An 18,292-nucleotide genomic window follows, 5' to 3' on the forward strand; every position below is an offset into this window, starting at 1 on the left:
CGGATACCATAGATCTTTGGTGCCTTGCGCCTTGATTCGGCGTGTCTGAATCGGTGCAGCACCGCAATCCAAATCACCCACCGCAGATCGACCGGTCTGCAGAAGCGTCAGCGAGGCTATGGCTAAGAAAGACGGTGTCATCGAGATCGAGGGCGTCGTGTCCGAGGCGCTGCCCAACGCGATGTTCCGCGTTGAGCTCACCAACGGACACAAGGTTCTGGCAACGATCTCAGGCAAGATGCGGCAGAACTACATCCGCATCATCCCCGAGGACCGCGTGGTCGTGGAGCTCAGCCCCTATGACCTCACGCGCGGGCGCATCGTCTATCGCTACCGCTGATCGGTCGAGAAGTAACACCCCAGGCATCGTGCCTGCCCGGTGAAGACAGCGAACAGGAAAAATCATGAAGGTCAACCCCAGCGTCAAGCCCATCTGCGATCACTGCAAGGTGATCCGCCGCCACGGCCGCGTCATGGTGATCTGCAAGAGCAACCCGCGCCACAAGCAGCGCCAGGGCTGATCCCTAGAGATCTGACACACAACTCAATACAGGTCGCGCGAGCGATGAGGCGTCTCGTCTCTCTTCGCTCGCTCACCGACCGCGACGAACAGGCAGGATCAGATCCCACTCCGGTGGGGGACACCTCGGGGCGGAGGCCCGGGCACCGATCCTGTTCCACACCTCCACAACACCCAGGAGAACCGCATGGCACGTCTTGCCGGCGTTGACATCCCGCGCGACAAGCGCGTGGTGATCGCCCTTACCTACATCTACGGCGTCGGCCGTACCCGCTCGGTCGAGATCCTCAAGGCTACGGAGATCGACGAGAGCATCCGCGTGAAGGACCTCAGCGACGACCAGCTGATCGCCCTCCGCGACTACATCGAAGGCAACTACAAGGTGGAGGGTGACCTGCGCCGCGAGGTTGCAGCAGACATCCGCCGCAAGGTCGAGATCGGCTCCTACGAGGGCATCCGCCACCGTCGTGGTCTCCCGGTCCGTGGTCAGCGCACCAAGACCAACGCCCGTACCCGCAAGGGCCCGAAGCGCACCGTCGCAGGCAAGAAGAAGGCCCGCTAAGCGCGGCCCCAGGGACTAGGAGAACATTTTCATGGCTGCACCCAAGGCCGCCGCGCGCAAGCCGCGCCGCAAGGAAAAGAAGAACATCGCGCTGGGCCAGGCCCACATCAAGTCGACGTTCAACAACACGATCGTCTCGATCACCGACCCGTCCGGCGCTGTCATCGCGTGGGCGTCGTCGGGTGGCGTGGGCTTCAAGGGCTCCCGCAAGTCGACCCCGTACGCCGCCGGTATGGCTGCCGAGTCCGCCGCCCGTCAGGCTGCGGAGCACGGCGTCAAGAAGGTCGACGTCCTCGTGAAGGGTCCGGGCTCCGGCCGCGAGACCGCGATCCGCTCGCTCCAGGCCGCTGGCCTCGAGGTCGGCTCGATCTCGGACGTCACCCCGCAGGCGCACAACGGCTGCCGCCCGCCGAAGCGTCGCCGCGTCTGATCCGGCTCATGCGAGGGGTGCCACGGCATCCCTCGCATGCCCGCGTGCGGGCATGACTTCCACAACTCAAGACCTCACCACACCACATGTCATATAGCGGGCATGTGATCGAAAGGAACACAGAGTGCTTATTGCACAGCGTCCCACACTGACCGAGGAAAAGATCGTCGAGAACCGGAGCCGGTTCATCATCGAGCCTCTGGAGCCCGGCTTCGGATACACGATCGGCAACGCGCTGCGTCGCAGCCTGCTGTCGTCGATCCCCGGCGCCGCGGTCACCAGCGTTCGCATCGACGGCGTGCTGCACGAGTTCAGCACCATCCCCGGCGTGAAGGAGGATGTCACCGAGATCATCCTCAACATCAAGCAGCTCGTCGTCTCGTCCGAGCGCGACGAGCCGATCACGGCGTACCTGCGCAAGACCGGTGCGGGCGAAGTGACCGCCGCCGACATCTCGGCTCCGGCCGGTGTCGAGGTGCACAACCCCGAGCTCGTCATCGCGACGCTGAACGACACGGCGAAGTTCGAGCTGGAGCTCACCATCGAGCGCGGCCGCGGCTACGTCTCGGCGACGCAGAACCGCAACGAGTACGCAGAGGCGGGTCAGATCCCGATCGACTCGATCTACTCGCCGGTCCTCAAGGTCAGCTACCGCGTCGACGCCACCCGTGCGGGTGAGCGCACCGACTTCGACAAGCTCGTCCTCGACGTCGAGACCAAGTCGGCGATCAGCCCCCGCGACGCCGTCGCCTCGGCTGCGAAGACGCTCACCGAGCTGTTCGGCCTCGCCCGCGAGCTGAACGTCGAGGCCGAGGGCATCGAGATCGGCCCGGCGCCGGTGGAGGCTGTGAACTCCAGCGAGCTGTCCATGCCGATCGAGGACCTCGACCTGTCCGTGCGCTCGTACAACTGCCTGAAGCGTGAGGGCATCAACACTGTTTCCGAGCTCGTCGCCCTGTCGGAGACGCAGCTCATGAACATCCGCAATTTCGGCCAGAAGTCGGTCGACGAGGTGCGCGACAAGCTCATCTCGCTCGGTCTGTCGCTCAAGGATTCGGTGCCCGGTTTCGACGGCGCCCACTTCTACGGCGGCAGCGAAGACGAGTCCTTCTGACCCACCCGGATTGTCATCTGGCAGAGGCCAGCTGACCCGACCTTTCCTGACCAGGAGTTAGATATGCCCAAGCCCACCAAGGGTCCCCGCCTCGGAGGCGGCCCCGCACACGAGCGCCTGCTGCTTGCCAACCTCGCGGCCCAGCTCTTCACCCACAAGTCGATCACCACGACCGAGACCAAGGCGAAGCGCCTGCGTCCGCTCGCAGAGCGTCTCGTGACGCTCGGCAAGCGCGGCGACCTGCACGCGCGCCGTCGTGCGCTCACGGTGCTGCGTTCCAACAAGGACGCCGCGCACATCCTCTTCAACGAGATCGCGCCGCTGGTCGCCGACCGTGAGGGTGGCTACACCCGCATCACGAAGATCGGCAACCGCAAGGGCGACAACGCTCCCATGGCCGTGATCGAGCTCGTCCTCGAGCCCGTCACCCCCAAGGCGAAGTCGACGAAGAAGGCTGCCCCGAAGGCTGAGAAGCCGGCCGAGGTCGTCGAGGAGGCTCCCGTCGAGGAGGCTCCCGTCGTCGACGAGGCCGCCGAGGCAGGCGCCGAGTCGCAGGCCGAGGGCGAGGCCGCCGAGGCTGCTGCCGCGGACGCCGTCGAGGAGAAGTCCGAGTAAGCACCCGCTTGCTGAAGAAGCCCGCCGTCCCCTTCCGGGGCGGCGGGCTTCTTCGTGTTCCTGGGGGGAACTGCTCCCCTCGCGGATCCGCCGTATGGAGACCGGGGATCGACGGAATCAGCGAGGAGAGCGTGGGGACCGGGCCTGGGGGACCCGTCTCAGGTGCGGATGCGGAGGTCCTTCCGGAGGATCTTGCCGGATGCGGACTTCGGGATGACGTCGATGAACTCCACCTGGCGTACCTTCTCGTGCGGGGCGACGTGGGAGGCGACATGAGCCATGACGGCATCCGCATCCAGCTCCGCGCCCGGCTGCACGACGACGAACGCCTTCGGCACCTCCTGGCCGTCTTCGTCGAACGCGCCGATGACGGCGGCGTCAGCGATGGACGGATGCTCCAGCAGCACGGCCTCGAGCACGGCGGGGGCGACCTGATAGCCCTTGTACTTGATGAGCTCCTTGAGGCGGTCGACGATCCGGTAGATGCCGTCGTGCGTCACGGTCGCGACGTCTCCGGTGTGCAGCCAGCCGTCGGCATCCAGCATCTCGGCGGTCGCATCCGGGCGGTTCAGGTAGCCGACCATGACCTGCGGCCCGCGGACCCACAGCTCACCCGGTTCGCTCACGCCCTCGACGGGGACCTCGACGTCGGCGCCGGACTCCGGGTCGACCAGCCGGGCCTCGGTGTTGGGCACGAGCGGACCGATGCTGGAGCGGTCGATGTCGTCTCGCGTCTCCGAGATGAGGTTCACGGCGGGGCTGGTCTCCGTCATGCCGTAGCCCTGCGTGACCGTGCAGCCGAGTCGGGAGGCGACCGCGGAGGCAAGCGCGCCGTCGAGCGGAGCCGCGCCCGAGAACACCACCTTGATCGAGGACAGGTCGTACTGGTCGACGATCGGATGCTTGGCCAGAGCCACCGCGATGGGAGGGGCCACGAACACCCAGGTCGTGCGGTGCTCGGCGATGATGCGCAGGAACTCGGCGAGGTCGAACCGGGGCATCGTCACGAGTCCGGCGCGCTGATGCAGCGCGAAGTTGAGCAGCACGGTCATGCCGTAGATGTGGAAGAAGGGCAGCACCGCGAGCACGCGGTCGGTCTCGTCGACGCCGAGAACGGGCTGGCACTGCGACACGTTGGCGACGAGGTTGCGGTGCGTGAGCATGACGCCCTTGGGCCGACCTGTGGTGCCGGACGAGTAGGGGAGCACCGCGAGGTGCGTCGCGGGGTCGAACGACACCTCGGGCGCCGGATGCCCTTCGCCGAGGAGAGCGGGCAGCGAGGGGTGGCCGTCGGCGCCGTCGAGCACGATCACATGGTCGGCGTCGATGCCCAGCTTCTCCGCGGCCGCCTGGGCGCCGGGCAGCAGGGGCGACACCGTGACGAGCCAGGTGGCACCGGCATCCGTCAGCTGATTCGCGATCTCGTCGGCCGTGTAGAGGGAGTTGATGGTCGTGGCGGTGGCTCCAGCGCGCAGGATGCCGTGGAACACCGTCGCGAAGGCGGGGACGTTCGGGCACAGCACGCCGACGACGGTGCCGACCCCGACCCCGCGGGCGGCGAGGGCGCCGGCGAACAGGTCGATCTGACCGACGAGCTGACGGTACGTCGTCGTCGCTCCGCTCACCCCGTCGACGAGCGCGACCGCGTCCAGTCGAGACTCGTCGAGGCCCCCGAAGAGGAAGTCGTAGATGGAGACCTCGGGGATCTCGACATCGGGGTAGGTACTGCGAACCATGAGATCTCCTTCGATCCGGGTCTGCCGGTGGCGCCGTCTGATGCGATCCAGTGTCGCACATTACGGGACCGAGTCCCAGGGGTCAGTTGTTCTCGATGGTCCGATACCGTGTGCTCGGACGCCCCTTCGTCGAGTAGTCGAGCGCCCTGACCGCCCTGCCGGAGCTCGCGAGGTGCTCCAGATAGCGTCGTGCGCTGACGCGGGAGATCTGCAGGGCCTCGCCGATCTCGCTCGCCGACGCGTCGACCCGTGATCCCAGGGCGCCCGCGACGCGATCGAGCGTCTCGGCGCTCAGGCCCTTGGGCAGGCCGAAGCGCTGACGGAAGGCGATGATGGCGTCGGCGGCCTCCACGCGGCGCACGACATCGTGCAGCTCGGTGTGGTCGCGCAGCAGCAGCGTCGCCTCGACGCCGGCGCCGTCGACCTCACCGCCCGTGCTGCGGGCGACGAGCACGTGCGAGCCCACGATCACCGGGCGTCCCGTCGCCTCTCCCTCGCGCAGCACCGTGTACAGTTCGTCCCCGAGCATCTCCGCGGCGTCGGCGCCGTCGAGTTCCTCGGCATCCCTCCCGAGGAACCGTGCGGCGGCGTCGTTGGCCAGGGTGATCCGTCCGGCGCCGTTCACCGAGACGACCCCTTCGCTGAGCCTGTGCAGCGTCGTCTCCTGGTTCTTCACGAGCGCCGCGATCTGGTGGGGCTCCAGACGGTAGATGCGCCGGCGGATGACGGACGTCACCCACGCCGAGCCGAAGACGCCGAGCACGGCGGCCGCGAGCATCGCGGAGATCAGCCAGGCGAGCCCGCCGAGGAAGTCGGCGCTCAGATCCTCCTCCAGGATGCCGACCGACACCGTGCCGATGACCTCGCCGTCGTCGGCACGGATCGGCACCTTCACCCGCCAGGACGGGCCGAGGGTCCCGGTCTGCGTCCCGACGTAGATCTTGCCGGAGAGGGGGATCGACGGATCGGTCGAGACGGGCTCTCCGATCAGGTCGGGATGCGGGTGGGAGTACCGGATGCCCTCCGCATTGGCCACGACGATGTACGCGAGGTCGGAAGCCTTGCGGATCACCTCCGCGACCGGCTGGATGGTCGCAGACGGGTCCTCGTCGTCGAAGGCGTCGAGCACGGTGGGCAGCTGCGCGACGGACTGGGCGACGGCCTGCATCCTGTCCTTGTACGACTCCCGCAGCGCGTTCTCCTGGAACGCCCCCGCGATGATGCCCGTGGCCAGGGTCACCAGGAACACGATCAGCGCCTGCAGCGCGAGCAGCTGCATCCGGAGCGTCATCTTCGAGGCCACCGGACCATTCTCCTCGCTGCCCTCGTGCGGGGCGACACGGGGGAGGCGCCGCTCGCGACCAATAGTTTCAGAACCGCGACCAATGGTTTCCGAAGCTTGAGCGGCGGCATCCGTCCTTCGAAGGTGGACGGACAGCACCCGACGCTCAAGGAGGAGCGAAGATGAAGAAGACCCGTATCGGCACCCTGACGGCCCTGGCCGCCGCAGCCACCCTGGCCCTCACCTCGTGCGCCGGAGGTGGCGGCTCGACGGGAACCGGATCGGACGACGCCGGAGCAGACGAGGCCGTGACGATCAGCGACCTGAACATCGTCGTCCCCGCCGACCCCGGCGGAGGGTGGGATCAGACAGGGCGCGCCCTGTCGCAGCTGCTCACGGAGGAGAAGGTCGTGAGCTCCGCGCCCGTCACGAACGTCGGCGGTGCCGGCGGCACGGTCGGTCTCGCCCAGCTGGCGAACGAGAAGGACGCGAACACCCTGATGGTCATGGGGCTCGTCATGGTCGGCGCAGTGGAGACCAACGCCTCCGCCGTCCGCATCGAGGACATGACCCCGATCGCCCGCCTCACCGACGAGCCGCTGGTCGTCGTCGTGCCGGCGGACTCGAAGTACGACACCCTCGAGGACCTCGTGGAGGACGTCGTCGACAACGGGCAGGCCGTGACCATCACGGGCGGCTCGGCCGGCGGCGCGGACCACATCCTCGCGGGGCTCATGCTCGAAGAAGCGGGGCTCGACGGCTCCGAGATCGCGCAGAAGCTCAACTACACGCCCAACTCCGGCGGCGGTGAGGCGACCTCGCTGATCCTCGGTGGCAAGGTCTCCGCGGGCATCTCCGGTGTCGGCGAGTTCCTGCAGCACATCGATGCAGGCACCATGAAGGCGCTCGCCGTGTCGTCGGAGGAGCCGGTCGAGCAGCTTCCCGACGTGCCGACCATCACGGATGCCGGCTACGACGTCGTGCTCACGAACTGGCGCGGCGTGATCGCCCCCGGAGGCATCTCCGACGGCGACAGGGACGAGCTCGTGCGCATCGTCACCGAGCTGCACGACTCGCAGGCGTGGACGGATGAGCTGGAGACGAGGGGCTGGGCCGACGCCTTCCTCACGGGCGCCGAGTTCGACGACTTCCTCACCGGCAACATCACGGAGGTCACCGCGACGCTGAAGAACATCGGGCTGGTGCAGTGACATGACCCCCTCCGGTTCTCTGGGGACGGGAGGGGACGCCGTGCGGGCGGGCGAGAGCCCGTCCGCACGGTCGTCGTCGCTCCCCGTCGGCGAGCTGGTGTTCGCCGTGCTCATGGTCGGACTCGGCGTGTTCGCCGTCGCCGGCGTCTTCGCCATCCACGTGCCCCTCGGCGCGACCGTGGGCCCGAGGGTCTTCCCGATCTTCGTGTCGGCGATCCTGCTGGCCTCGGCCGTCGCGGTGCTCGTCGGCGTGCTCCGCGGCAAGCGGGGCGCCGCGGAGGAGGGCGAAGACATCGACACCAGCCTCCCGACCGACTGGCTCACCCTCGCGAAGCTCGCCGGCCTGATCGTGGCCCACCTGCTGCTGATCGAACCGCTGGGCTGGGCTCCGGCCGCCGCCGTCCTGTTCGGCGGCGTCGCGTGGTCTCTCGGGGCGAAGAAGTGGTGGATGGCGTTCCTCGTCGGCATCCTCCTCGCGCTCGTCGTGCAGATCGTGTTCGGCGGACTCCTCGGGCTCTCGCTGCCGTGGGGCCCCGCTCTCGGCTGGCTCGGAAGGATGTTCTGATGGACAGCTGGTCCCTGCTCATGGAGGGGTTCGCGACCGCGTTGCAGCCCCAGTACCTCGTCTTCGCCTTCTTCGGCGTCTTCATCGGCACCGCCGTCGGCGTCTTGCCCGGCATCGGCCCGGCCATGACGGTCGCGCTGCTGCTGCCGCTCACGTACACCCTCGACCCCGCCGCCGCGCTGATCACCTTCGCCGGCATCTACTACGGCGGCATGTACGGAGGGTCGACGACGAGCATCCTGCTCAACACCCCGGGGGAGTCGGCCTCGATCGTCACGGCGATCGAGGGCAACAAGATGGCCAAGCTCGGGCGCGGTGCTGCCGCGCTCGCCACGGCCGCACTCGGGTCCTTCGTCGCCGGCACGCTCGCGACGGTCGGGCTCACGCTGCTCGCCCCGGTGCTCGCGCAGTTCGCCGTGAACCTCGGGCCGTCCGACTACGTCGCGCTCATCGTGATCGCGTTCGTGACGGTCGGCGCGCTGATCGGCAGCTCGATCTCGCGCGGGATGCTGTCGCTCGGCGTCGGCCTGTTCCTCGGACTGGTCGGCACCGACCTGCTCTCCGGACAGCAGCGCTACACGCTGGGGCTGCTTCCGCTCTCGGACGGCGTCGACATCGTGCTCGTCGCGGTGGGGCTGTTCGCGGTGGGGGAGACGCTGTACATCGCGGCGCGGCTGCGGCATGGCGGCGTGGAGGTCATCCCCGTCGCCAGGGGATGGCGCAGCTGGATGACCAAGGAGGACTGGCGCCGGTCGTGGAAGCCGTGGCTTCGCGGCACGGCCATCGGGTTCCCGATCGGCACGATCCCCGCCGGCGGCGCGGACGTCGCGACCTTCCTGTCGTACGCGACCGAGCGCAAGCTCTCGCGGCACCGGAACGAGTTCGGCCGGGGTGCGATCGAGGGCGTCGCGGGGCCGGAGTCGGCGAACAACGCGGCGGCGGCCGGTGTGCTCGTGCCGCTGCTGACACTGGGGCTGCCGACGACAGCGACCGCGGCCATCATCCTCACCGCCTTCCAGTCCTACGGGCTCCAGCCGGGACCGCTGCTGTTCCAGAGCCAGTCGAGCCTGGTGTGGGCGCTGATCGCGAGCCTGTACATCGGCAACGTGATCCTGATCGTGCTGAACCTGCCGCTCGTGGGCATGTGGGTCAAGCTGCTGCAGATCCCGCGGCCGTACCTCTACGCCGGCATCCTGCTGTTCGCCGTGTTCGGGGCGTACGCGCTGCACTACTCGCCCGTCGACATCCTCATCCTGCTCGTGGTGGGCGTGCTCGGCTACTTCATGCGGCGCTTCGGCTACCCGGTCGCCCCGCTCGTCGTCGGCATGATCCTGGGGCCGATGGGAGAGGAGCAGCTGCGCAAGGCGCTGCAGCTGAGCCAGGGCGATCTCACGACGCTCGTCGCGCAGCCCTTCGCGGCGATCGCGTACGGCGTGCTGGCGCTGCTGATCATCGGCGGGCTGTGGCTGCGGCGTCGGCAGCAGCGCTATGAGCAGGCGCTCACCGAGTCGATCGCCGTGCCGGTCAGAGCGGATTCGGAGATCTGACCGCTCAGGATGCCGCGTCCCTCCCTCGTCGATGCGCGATGCGAGTGAGGGGCGCGGCGTCCGTCCGCCGCAGGGACGGCGTCGGACGGAGCAGGGCCCGAGAGTAGGCTGGAACGGTGAACGACGTCCTGGCCCCGAACCGAGGGCCTCGCGCCTACGCATCCTTCATCGGCATCGGCATCGGCCTCGTCGCCGGGCTCCTCTCCGGCCTCTTCGGCGTCGGCGGCGGCACCGTGATCGTGCCCCTGCTCGTGCTGCTGCTGCACTTCAACCAGCGGCTCGCCGCGGGGACGTCCCTGGCGGCCATCATCCCGACAGCGACCGTCGGCGTGATCTCCTATGCCGTGCACGACTCGGTGGCCTGGATCCCCGCGATCATCCTCGCGGCCGGATCCGTCGTCGGCGCGCAGATCGGCACGAGGCTGCTCCCGAAGATCTCGCAGACGGTGCTGCGGTGGGCCTTCGTCTCCTTCCTCATCGTCGTGATCGTGACGCTGTTCCTCGTGATCCCCTCCAGGGATGCCGTCTTCGACCTGAACTGGCTCAGCGGCGTCTCGCTCGTCGCCCTCGGCGTCGCGACCGGCATCATCGCCGGCCTCATCGGCGTCGGCGGCGGGGTGATCGTGGTGCCGGCGATGATGATCGCCTTCGGCACCAGCGACCTCGTGGCCAAGGGCACCTCGCTGCTGATGATGATCCCCACCGCGATCTCCGGGACGATCGGCAATCTCCGCAACCACAACGTCGACCTCGTCGCGGCGGGTCTGGTCGGCGTCTCGGCCTGCACGACGACCGCGCTCGGTGCCTGGCTGGCGACGCTGATCGACCCGCTGACGGCCAACATCCTGTTCGCCGCCTACCTCGTCGTGATCGCGGCGCAGATGGCCCTCAAGGCGATCCGGGGTCGCAAGAAGAGCTGAGCACCCCCGAGAAGTAGGATCGAAGGGTGGCAGTGAACCAAGAACTCGTCGGACGGGACTTCCCGCCGACCACCCCGTACCTCGTCGGCCGTGAGAAGATCCGCGAGTTCGCGCGCGCCGTCTTCGCAGATGCTCCGCAGCACACCGATGTCGAGGCCGCGCGCGCCGCGGGCTTCGCCGACGTCGTCGCGCCGCCGACCTTCGCGATGGTCGTGCAGGATCACACGCTGCAGCAGCTGCTGAACCAGACGGACTCCGGCATCGTGCTCGCGCGCACGATCCACGCCGAACAGCGCTTCACCTACTCGCGTCCGATCGTGGCCGGAGACGAGCTCACGGGCCAGTTGCGCGTGACCGGCATCCGCATGATGGGCGGCAACGCCATGATCACGAGCGAGGCCGAGATCACGGATGCCGAAGGCGCCCACGTCGTGACCGCCACCAGCATGCTGCTCGTGGGGTCGGAAGAAGGAGCCGAGTGATGTCGTTCACCGTCGGAGACGTGATCGCCGAGCGCACCGTGCACCTGACCCGCGAGTCGCTCGTGCGGTACGCCGGAGCGTCAGGGGACTTCAACCCCATCCACTACCGCGACGACGTCGCCGCGGTAGTCGGCCTCCCCGGAGTGCTCGCGCACGGCATGCTCACGATGGGCGTGGCCTCCTCCGTCGTGGTCGCCGCCCTCGACCCCGCCGCGCGCATCCTCGACTACGGCGTGCGCTTCACGAAGCCCGTCGTCGTCGACCCGCAGGACGGCGCCGATGTGCACGTGCTGGCCACGGCCGGCGCTGTCGACGACGAGGCCGCGCGCATCGACCTGAAGGTCACGTTCGGCGAGACGACCGTGCTGGTCAAGGCGCAGCTGCGCGTCGCGATCTGATGCGCGAGGTCGAGCCGATCCGCCTGTCCGCCCTCACCACGCTGCACACGGGCGCCGCCCCGGAGCGGATGCTGGAGGCGTCGACAGCCGACGAACTCGTCGAGGCGCTCCGCGACGTGTGGTCCCGAGGAGACGACTGGTTCGTCCTCGGCGGCGGATCGAACCTCTTCGTCGGAGACGCGCCGTTCGAGGGCACGGTCATCCGCATCCTGACGCAGGGCATCGAGGAGCTCCCGTCGCCGCACGCCGGGCGCATCCGCCTCCGCGCCCAGGCCGGTCACGCGTGGGACGACCTCGTCGCCTACGCGGTCGAGCACGGCTACGCGGGGCTGGAGGCCATGAGCGGCATCCCCGGCACCGTCGGCGCCGCCCCCGTGCAGAACATCGGGGCGTACGGCCAGGAGGTGCAGGAGACGCTGGTCGAGGTGGAGCTGCTCGACGAGCACGCCGACGAGATCGTCACCGTCCCGGCCTCCGAGCTCGGCCTCGGATTCCGCACCTCGGTGTTCAAGCATCACTACGGCAGCGAACCCCACCGCAGGGCGGTCATCCTCTCCATCACGGTCGACCTGCTCGTGGCGGGGGAGCGCGTCGTGCGGGGCGAGCAGCTGCGTCGGGCGCTCGCGCTCGAGGGCGACGAGCCGGTGCCGCTGCGGTGGGTGCGCGAGCGCATCCTCGCGACCCGCGCCTCGAAGGGCATGCTGCTCGACGAGGACGACCCCGACACGCACGGAGTCGGCTCCTTCTTCCAGAACGCGATCGTGCCGGAGAGCGTCGCCCGGGCGCTCCCGCCGGAGTGCCCTCGCTGGCCCGTCTCGCCCGACCTCGACGCCGTGACCGTGATCCCGCTGGCGTCCTACGACGGGCTGGTCCCGCCGTCGAAGCCGGAGCGCGCCGAGGTCAAGGTGAGCGCTGCGTGGCTGATCGAGCAGGCCGGCATCCGCAAGGGATTCAAACTGCCGCGGTCGCGGGCGTCCGTGTCGACCAAGCACGCCCTCGCCCTCACCAACCGCGGTGGGGCGACCGCCGCCGAGGTCTCGGAGCTCGCGCGCTTCATCCAGAGCCGCGTGCACTCCGAGTTCGGTCTCGTGCTGCAGCCCGAGCCGGTGCTCGTCGGCGTCGAGCTCTGACGGGCGTCGGTGCGTCGACGTACACTCGCGGGATGAGCGGACTGATTCCCTACCTCCTGTTCCCCGGCAACGCGGCGGAGGCGCTGGCCCACTATCAGGCGGTGTTCGGCGGCGAGCTGCAGATGTTCGACTATGCGACGGCAGGGCGCCACGACGGCCCGCCCGACTCGGTCGCCCACGGTCAGCTCTCCGGTCTCGTCGACCTGGCCGGAGCCGACGCGGGGGCCGATGACGACGCGGTGCAGATGGGCGGCATGTTCCTGTCGCTGCTCGGCACCGCGGATGCCGCCACGCTGACGCGCTGGTACGACGAGCTCGCCGCCGGCGGACGCGTCATCGATGCGCTGCAGAAGCGCCCGTGGGGCGATTGGGACGGCACGCTCGTCGACCGCTACGGCATCCGCTGGCTCATCGGGTACCACCCCGAGGACTGAGCGGCCCGGCATCCCGACCCGCTGAACGACGACGCCCCTCCGGTCCGCGTGGACCGGAGGGGCGTCGTGTTGCCGGGGAAGACCCCGCCGGCTCAGGAGAACAGGCGCTGGAGGCGCTGCACGCCCTCGAGGAGCTGGTCGTCGCCCAGGGCGTACGACATGCGGATGTAGCCCGACGGGCCGAACGCCTCGCCGGGGACGACGGCGACCTCGGCCTGCTCGAGGATGAGGTCGGCGAGCTCGAGGGAGGTGGTCGGCGTCACGCCGCCCCACGTGCGGCCGAGGAGGCCCTGCACGTCGGGGTACACGTAGAACGCGCCGAGGGGGTTCGGCACGATGAGACCGTCGATCTTCGACAGCTCCGAGACGATGAGCTGACGGCGGCGGTCGAACGCCTCGCGCATCTTCTCGGCCTCGGTCTGCGGGCCGTTGAGGGCGGCGATCGCGGCCTTCTGGGCGACGTTGTTCACGTTGCTCGACAGGTGCGACTGCAGGTTGCCCGCGATCTTGATGGCGTCGGAGGGGCCGACCATCCAGCCCACGCGCCAGCCGGTCATGGCGTAGGTCTTGGCCACGCCGTTGACGAGGATGGTCTGGTTCGCGGCCTCGGGCACGGCCTCGACGATCGAGGTGGCCTTGACGCCCCCGTACGTGAGGTTCTGGTAGATCTCGTCGGAGATGATCCAGATGCCGTGCTCGACGGCCCATTCGCCGATCGCCTTCGTCTCCTCCGCGGTGTAGACGGACCCGGTGGGGTTCGACGGGGAGACGAACACGAGCGCGGTGGTGCGCTCGGTGCGCGCGGCCTCCAGCTGCTCGACCGTGACCTTGTAGTCCTGGTCGGCGCCGGCGAAGACCTCGACGGGCGTGCCGTCGGCGAGGCGGATCGCCTCGGGGTACGTGGTCCAGTACGGCGCGGGCAGCAGCACCTCGTCGCCGGGGTTCACGACGGCCTGGAACGCCTGATAGACCGACTGCTTGCCGCCGTTGGTCACGATGACCTGACTGGGCGAGACCTCGAGCCCGGAGTCGCGCAGCGTCTTCGCGGCGATCGCCTCGCGCAGCGCCGGAAGGCCGGCCGCCGGCGTGTAGCGGTAGCTCGCGGGGTCGGCCAGGGCCTCGGCCGCGGCATCCACGATGAACTGCGGCGTCGCGAAGTCGGGCTCGCCGGCGGCATACGAGATGATCGCCTTGCCCTCGGCCTTCAGAGCCTTGGCCTTGGCGTCGACCTTGAGGGTCGCGGACTCGGCGATAGCGGACAGCTTGCGAGAGAGAGGTGCGCGTTCGGTCACGGTAAAAGCGTACTCGGCCCGCCGCCCGCGGCATCCTCCGGATGTCGATAAGAATGACGGAACTTTCCGTATCCGTGCACGAAGCCCGCGAGGCCGCAGGACGGCCCCTCGTGAGGGGTCGCGACACACCGGGTTAGGGGCCAGGGATGCCGCGATCTCCGACACCTCGCGCGGGGTCGGGTCAGAGGCCGTGCGCCTGGGCGACCGCGTCGAGCACGATGCGCCCGCCCTTAACGTTCAGCCCCTTGGCGAGGGCGGCGTCGTCGGATGCCGCGCGGTCCCAGCCCTTGCTGGCGATCGCCGACACGTAGGGGAGGGTCGCGTTGGTGAGGGCCCGCGTCGCGGTCTCGGGCACGGCGCCCGGCATGTTCGCGACGCAGTAGTAGATCGAGTCGTGCACCGCGAAGGTCGGGTCGTCGTGCGTCGTGGGGCGCGAGCCCTCGAAGCATCCGCCCTGGTCGATCGCGATGTCCACGAGCACAGAGCCGGGCTTCATGGCGGCGACCATGTCGTCGGTGACGAGCTTGGGGGCCGCGGCGCCGGGGATCAGCACCGAGCCGATCACGAGGTCGGCCGTGGCGAGCTCCTCCGCGATGTCGTAGCGGTTCGAGGCCCTGGTCTCCAGAGCCCCGCCGTAGCGGTGCTCCAGCTCCCGCAGACGCGGCAGGGAGATGTCGATCACGGTGACCTTCGAGCCGAGGCCGAGGGCGTTGGCCGCGGCGTGCTCACCGGCGACGCCGCCGCCGATCACGACCGTCTTCGCACGCGGCGTGCCGGCGATGCCGCCGAGCAGCATGCCGCGGCCGCCGTTCGAGCGCAGCAGGGAGTACGACCCCATGGTGACGGAGAGCCGACCGGCGATCTCGCTCATGGGCACGAGCAGCGGCAGGCTGCGATCGGGCAGCTGCACCGTCTCGTAGGCGACCGCGGTGGTGCCGGCGTCGACGAGCGCAGTGGTGAGCGCGCGGTCGGCGGCCAGGTGCAGGTAGGTGAAGAGGGTGAGGTCGGGGCGCAGGAAGCCGTACTCCTGGGCCATGGGCTCCTTGACCTTGATGAGCAGATCGGCCTGGGTCCAGGCCTCCTCCGCGGTCGCGACGATCTCCGCACCGGCGAGGCGGTACGCCTCGTCGGAGATGCGCGAGCCGAGGCCCGCACCGGACTGCACGATGACGCGGTGCCCCTCGCGGACCAGGCGGTCGGCGCCGGCCGGGGTGAGCGCGACGCGGCTCTCGTTGTTCTTGACCTCAGTGGGCACGGCGATCTTCATCGATCGGATCCTTCCGGGTGGCGGCTGTTTCTGCGTCCACCAGAATCGCAGAAACATCGGCGTTCAGAAAGATTTCCTGAAGACTATTCGACAGAGGCCCTGATCCTGAATAATCATTCGGATGGAGACCTCTTCCGCGGCCCCGCAGCCGAACACTCTGCGAGCCCCCGCCCTCGACCCCGTCGACACGCAGATCGTCCGGCTGCTGGCGGCCGACGGGCGCATGACCAACGCGGAGCTCGCGGTCAAGCTCGGGGTCGCTCCGTCGACCGCGCACGCCCGGCTGCGATCCCTGCTCGACAGAGGGGTGATCACCGGCTTCCATGCGAGCGTGGACGAGCGGATGCTGGGCGCTGGCCTCCAGGCGATCATCGGCGTGACGCTGCGCCCGAGCGGGCGGCGGGAGAGCATCGTGGAGTTCGCCGAGAGGGTGCGCGTGCTGCCCCAGGTGATCCAGCTGTTCTTCCTCGGCGGCGACGACGACTTCCTCCTGCACATCGCGGTCGCGGACTCCTCGGAGATGCGCGAGTTCGTACTGGAGCATCTCTCGGCGCAGTCCAGCGTCGCCTCCACGCGGACGAGCATCGTGTTCGACTACCACCGCAACTCGGTGGCCGCCTCGTTCCGCTGAGGCGGAGCCCGCGGGCGTCAGGCGCCGTACGAGGCGGGCGCCGCGCAGTAGTCCGCGAACCGACGGAACGGATGCCGCGGATCGGTCACCTCGACGAGGGCATCCGCCACCGTGTGCGGGGGCTCGTCTCCGGCGAGCTGCCAGAGCGCGTAGTTCCACATGCCGCGTGCCGCCTCGCTCAGCAGAGCACCGGGGCCCGACACCATCAGCACCCGCGGAGACCGCTCGGCGCGGAACGGGGCGACGACGTCCGCGCGGAGCTGCGCGGGGTCCACCTCGTCGGTGTGGGTGCGCACGACATCCTGTCCGGCCGCGCGCAGCGCATCGGCGAGCTCGTCCGCCGCGGCTCGCGAGCGCTCGGCATCCGCTCCCGCCACCGCGAGCAGGCGCGTGCCGCGGGGGTAGAGGTGCAGGAACTCGCCGGCGATGCCGGTCCACACGTCGCTCATCGCTCCAGGCTACGCCCGCCCGCCGCCCCCGGCACGGCGATGCCCCTCACCGGATCGCGGTGAGGGGCATCGTCCTGGGGCATCCGGGCCTGTCGTCCGGACTCGTCGTCAGTTGAACTGGTTCATCGTGTTGTGCTGACCGCCGGCCTTGAGCGCGGCGTCCCCGGCGAAGTACTCCTTGTGGTTGTCGCCGAGGTCGGAGCCCGCCATGTTCTGGTGCTTGACCGTGGCGATCCCGCCGCGGATCTCGCGGCGCTGCACGCCCTTGACGTAGGCGAGCATCCCCTCGTCGCCGAAGTAGCCCTTCGCGAGGTCATCGGTCGACAGCGCGGCCGTGTGGTAGGTCGGGAGCGTGATGAGGTGGTGGAAGATCCCCGCGCGAGCGGAGCCGTCGCGCTGGAACGAGCGGATCTTCTCGTCGGCCAGCCGCGCGAGCTCGGTGTCGTCGTACTCGACGCTCATGAGGGCGCTGCGGTCGTACGCCGACACGTCGCCGCCCTGCTCCGCGAGCAGGTCGTACGCCTGCTGGCGGAAGCTCAGCGTCCAGTTGAACGACGGGCTGTTGTTGTAGACGAGCTTCGCGTTCGGGATGACCTCGCGGATCGCGTCGACCATGCCCGCGATCTGCTCGACGTGCGGCTTCTCCGTCTCGATCCACAGCAGGTCGGCGCCGTTCTGCAGCGACGTGATGCAGTCGAGCACGACGCGCTCCTCGCCGGTGCCGGTGCGGAACTGGTAGAGGTTGCTCGCGAGACGCTTCGGGCGCAGCAGCGCGTCGCCGCGCTTGATGACCACGTCGCCGTTGCCCAGATCGGCCTCGGAGATCTCCTCGACGTCGAGGAAGGAGTTGTACTGATCGCCGAGGTCGCCGGGCTCCTGCGAGACGGCGAGCTTCTGGGTGAGCCCCGCGCCGAGCGAGTCGGTGCGGGCGACGATGATGCCGTTGTCGATGCCGAGCTCCAGGAACGCGTAGCGGACCGCGTTGATCTTCGCGAGGAAGTCCTCGTGAGGCACGGTGACCTTGCCGTCCTGGTGGCCGCACTGCTTCTCGTCGGAGACCTGGTTCTCGATCTGGATGGCGCACGCGCCCGCCTCGATCATCTTCTTCGCGAGCAGGTACGTCGCCTCGGGGTTGCCGAAGCCGGCGTCGATGTCGGCGATGATCGGGACGACGTGGGTCTCGTAGTCGTCGATCTGCGACTGGATGAACTCCGCCGCGGTCTCGTCGCCGGCGGCTCGGGCGGCGTCGAGCTGGGTGAAGAGCAGGTCGAGCTCGCGGGCGTCTGCCTGGCGGAGGAACGTGTACAGCTCCTCGATCAGAGCGGGCACCGCGGTCTTCTCGTGCATCGACTGGTCGGGCAGCGGGCCGAACTCGGAGCGGAGCGCGGCGACCATCCATCCGGAGAGGTAGAGGTAGCGCTTGTTCGTCGACTTCAGGTGCTTCTTGATCGAGATGAGCTTCTGCTGCCCGATGAACCCGTGCCACACGCCGAGCGACTGCGTGTACACCGAGGAGTCCGCGTCGTACTCGTCCATGTCGCGGCGCATGATGTCGGCGGTGTACTGAGCGATCTCGAGCCCGGTGCGGAACCTGTTCTGCGCGCGCATCCGTGCGGCGGACTCCGGGTCGACGGCGTTCCAGGGGGAGCCGTGCTCCTCCTTCAGCGCCCGGATGGCGTCGATGTCGTCCTGGTACTGAGTCATGTC

21 protein-coding genes are annotated in these 18,292 nt (G+C 69.0%); 15 read left to right on the forward strand and 6 right to left on the reverse strand.

The window, feature by feature from the left end:
* The first annotated feature begins 118 nt into the window (after positions 1-118).
* From infA to rplQ, 6 genes are all read left to right on the forward strand, one after another.
* Complete coding sequence (infA, locus tag ACFVRO_RS08260; RefSeq protein ID WP_005050493.1) at positions 119-340, forward strand: translation initiation factor IF-1; 222 nt, start codon at positions 119-121, stop codon at positions 338-340.
* Positions 341-404: 64 nt separating this feature from the next.
* Positions 405-521, forward strand: coding sequence for a 50S ribosomal protein L36 (gene rpmJ, locus ACFVRO_RS08265; RefSeq protein WP_005050492.1), 117 nt, complete (start codon positions 405-407; stop codon positions 519-521).
* A 186-nt stretch (positions 522-707) separates the two neighbouring features.
* A complete protein-coding gene (gene rpsM / locus ACFVRO_RS08270) occupies positions 708-1,082 on the forward strand; it encodes a 30S ribosomal protein S13 (protein ID WP_047524098.1) in 375 nt (124 codons plus the stop codon).
* A 31-nt stretch (positions 1,083-1,113) separates the two neighbouring features.
* Positions 1,114-1,512 carry a 30S ribosomal protein S11 gene (gene rpsK / locus ACFVRO_RS08275; protein ID WP_050722515.1) on the forward strand — a complete coding sequence of 133 codons (399 nt, stop codon included), beginning with the start codon at positions 1,114-1,116 and terminating at the stop codon, positions 1,510-1,512.
* A 124-nt stretch (positions 1,513-1,636) separates the two neighbouring features.
* Entirely contained in the window at positions 1,637-2,626 is a 990-nt protein-coding gene (locus tag ACFVRO_RS08280) for a DNA-directed RNA polymerase subunit alpha (protein ID WP_017201565.1), read from the forward strand.
* A 63-nt stretch (positions 2,627-2,689) separates the two neighbouring features.
* Positions 2,690-3,241, forward strand: a complete 552-nt coding sequence (rplQ, locus tag ACFVRO_RS08285) for a 50S ribosomal protein L17 (RefSeq protein ID WP_341941424.1) — start codon at positions 2,690-2,692, stop codon at positions 3,239-3,241.
* Between the two features lie 158 nt (positions 3,242-3,399).
* On the opposite strand, the gene ACFVRO_RS08290 is transcribed toward rplQ, so the two are convergent.
* Positions 3,400-4,977 (reverse strand): AMP-binding protein, encoded by a 1,578-nt coding sequence (locus tag ACFVRO_RS08290; RefSeq protein ID WP_386951218.1) that lies wholly within the window; start codon positions 4,975-4,977, stop codon positions 3,400-3,402.
* 82 nt (positions 4,978-5,059) lie between these two features.
* On the reverse strand, positions 5,060-6,280 hold the full coding sequence (locus ACFVRO_RS08295; RefSeq protein ID WP_386951221.1) for a PAS domain-containing protein: 1,221 nt from the start codon (positions 6,278-6,280) through the stop codon (positions 5,060-5,062).
* Between the two features lie 161 nt (positions 6,281-6,441).
* On the opposite strand from ACFVRO_RS08295, the gene ACFVRO_RS08300 reads away from it, so the two are divergent.
* From ACFVRO_RS08300 to ACFVRO_RS08335, 8 genes are all read left to right on the forward strand, one after another.
* On the forward strand, positions 6,442-7,470 hold the full coding sequence (locus ACFVRO_RS08300) for a Bug family tripartite tricarboxylate transporter substrate binding protein (protein ID WP_386951224.1): 1,029 nt from the start codon (positions 6,442-6,444) through the stop codon (positions 7,468-7,470).
* Position 7,471: 1 nt separating this feature from the next.
* Positions 7,472-8,035: a tripartite tricarboxylate transporter TctB family protein gene (locus tag ACFVRO_RS08305; RefSeq protein WP_386951227.1), complete on the forward strand. Its 564-nt coding sequence runs from the start codon at positions 7,472-7,474 to the stop codon at positions 8,033-8,035.
* The gene (locus ACFVRO_RS08310) at positions 8,035-9,582 is read left to right on the forward strand and encodes a tripartite tricarboxylate transporter permease (protein WP_105673657.1); all 1,548 of its coding nucleotides are present in this window, start codon (positions 8,035-8,037) and stop codon (positions 9,580-9,582) included. Before ACFVRO_RS08305 ends, ACFVRO_RS08310 begins: the two co-directional genes overlap by 1 nt.
* A gap of 116 nt (positions 9,583-9,698) precedes the next feature.
* Positions 9,699-10,502: a sulfite exporter TauE/SafE family protein gene (locus ACFVRO_RS08315; protein ID WP_386951229.1), complete on the forward strand. Its 804-nt coding sequence runs from the start codon at positions 9,699-9,701 to the stop codon at positions 10,500-10,502.
* A gap of 26 nt (positions 10,503-10,528) precedes the next feature.
* Positions 10,529-10,984 carry a MaoC family dehydratase N-terminal domain-containing protein gene (locus ACFVRO_RS08320; RefSeq protein WP_386951232.1) on the forward strand — a complete coding sequence of 152 codons (456 nt, stop codon included), beginning with the start codon at positions 10,529-10,531 and terminating at the stop codon, positions 10,982-10,984.
* The gene (locus ACFVRO_RS08325; RefSeq protein WP_386951235.1) at positions 10,984-11,382 is read left to right on the forward strand and encodes a MaoC/PaaZ C-terminal domain-containing protein; all 399 of its coding nucleotides are present in this window, start codon (positions 10,984-10,986) and stop codon (positions 11,380-11,382) included. Before ACFVRO_RS08320 ends, ACFVRO_RS08325 begins: the two co-directional genes overlap by 1 nt.
* Entirely contained in the window at positions 11,382-12,512 is a 1,131-nt protein-coding gene (locus ACFVRO_RS08330) for a UDP-N-acetylmuramate dehydrogenase (protein WP_386951238.1), read from the forward strand. Before ACFVRO_RS08325 ends, ACFVRO_RS08330 begins: the two co-directional genes overlap by 1 nt.
* Positions 12,513-12,544: 32 nt before the next feature.
* Positions 12,545-12,946: a VOC family protein gene (locus ACFVRO_RS08335; RefSeq protein ID WP_386951240.1), complete on the forward strand. Its 402-nt coding sequence runs from the start codon at positions 12,545-12,547 to the stop codon at positions 12,944-12,946.
* Between the two features lie 92 nt (positions 12,947-13,038).
* Here ACFVRO_RS08335 and ACFVRO_RS08340 read toward each other — a convergent pair whose 3' ends face one another.
* Complete coding sequence (locus tag ACFVRO_RS08340; protein ID WP_386951243.1) at positions 13,039-14,238, reverse strand: pyridoxal phosphate-dependent aminotransferase; 1,200 nt, start codon at positions 14,236-14,238, stop codon at positions 13,039-13,041.
* Positions 14,239-14,419: 181 nt separating this feature from the next.
* Positions 14,420-15,505: an alanine dehydrogenase gene (gene ald, locus ACFVRO_RS08345; protein ID WP_386951245.1), complete on the reverse strand. Its 1,086-nt coding sequence runs from the start codon at positions 15,503-15,505 to the stop codon at positions 14,420-14,422.
* Between the two features lie 121 nt (positions 15,506-15,626).
* On the opposite strand from ald, the gene ACFVRO_RS08350 reads away from it, so the two are divergent.
* Positions 15,627-16,136, forward strand: coding sequence for an Lrp/AsnC family transcriptional regulator (locus ACFVRO_RS08350; RefSeq protein ID WP_105673625.1), 510 nt, complete (start codon positions 15,627-15,629; stop codon positions 16,134-16,136).
* A gap of 17 nt (positions 16,137-16,153) precedes the next feature.
* Here ACFVRO_RS08350 and ACFVRO_RS08355 read toward each other — a convergent pair whose 3' ends face one another.
* Both ACFVRO_RS08355 and ACFVRO_RS08360 read right to left on the reverse strand, forming a co-directional pair.
* Positions 16,154-16,585, reverse strand: coding sequence for a hypothetical protein (locus ACFVRO_RS08355; protein ID WP_386951247.1), 432 nt, complete (start codon positions 16,583-16,585; stop codon positions 16,154-16,156).
* 108 nt (positions 16,586-16,693) lie between these two features.
* A complete protein-coding gene (locus ACFVRO_RS08360) occupies positions 16,694-18,289 on the reverse strand; it encodes an isocitrate lyase (protein WP_386951250.1) in 1,596 nt (531 codons plus the stop codon).
* Positions 18,290-18,292: the final 3 nt, after the last annotated feature.

The organism is Microbacterium sp. NPDC057944 (genome assembly GCF_042887445.1).
GTDB classification, from domain to species: domain Bacteria; phylum Actinomycetota; class Actinomycetes; order Actinomycetales; family Microbacteriaceae; genus Microbacterium; species Microbacterium natoriense.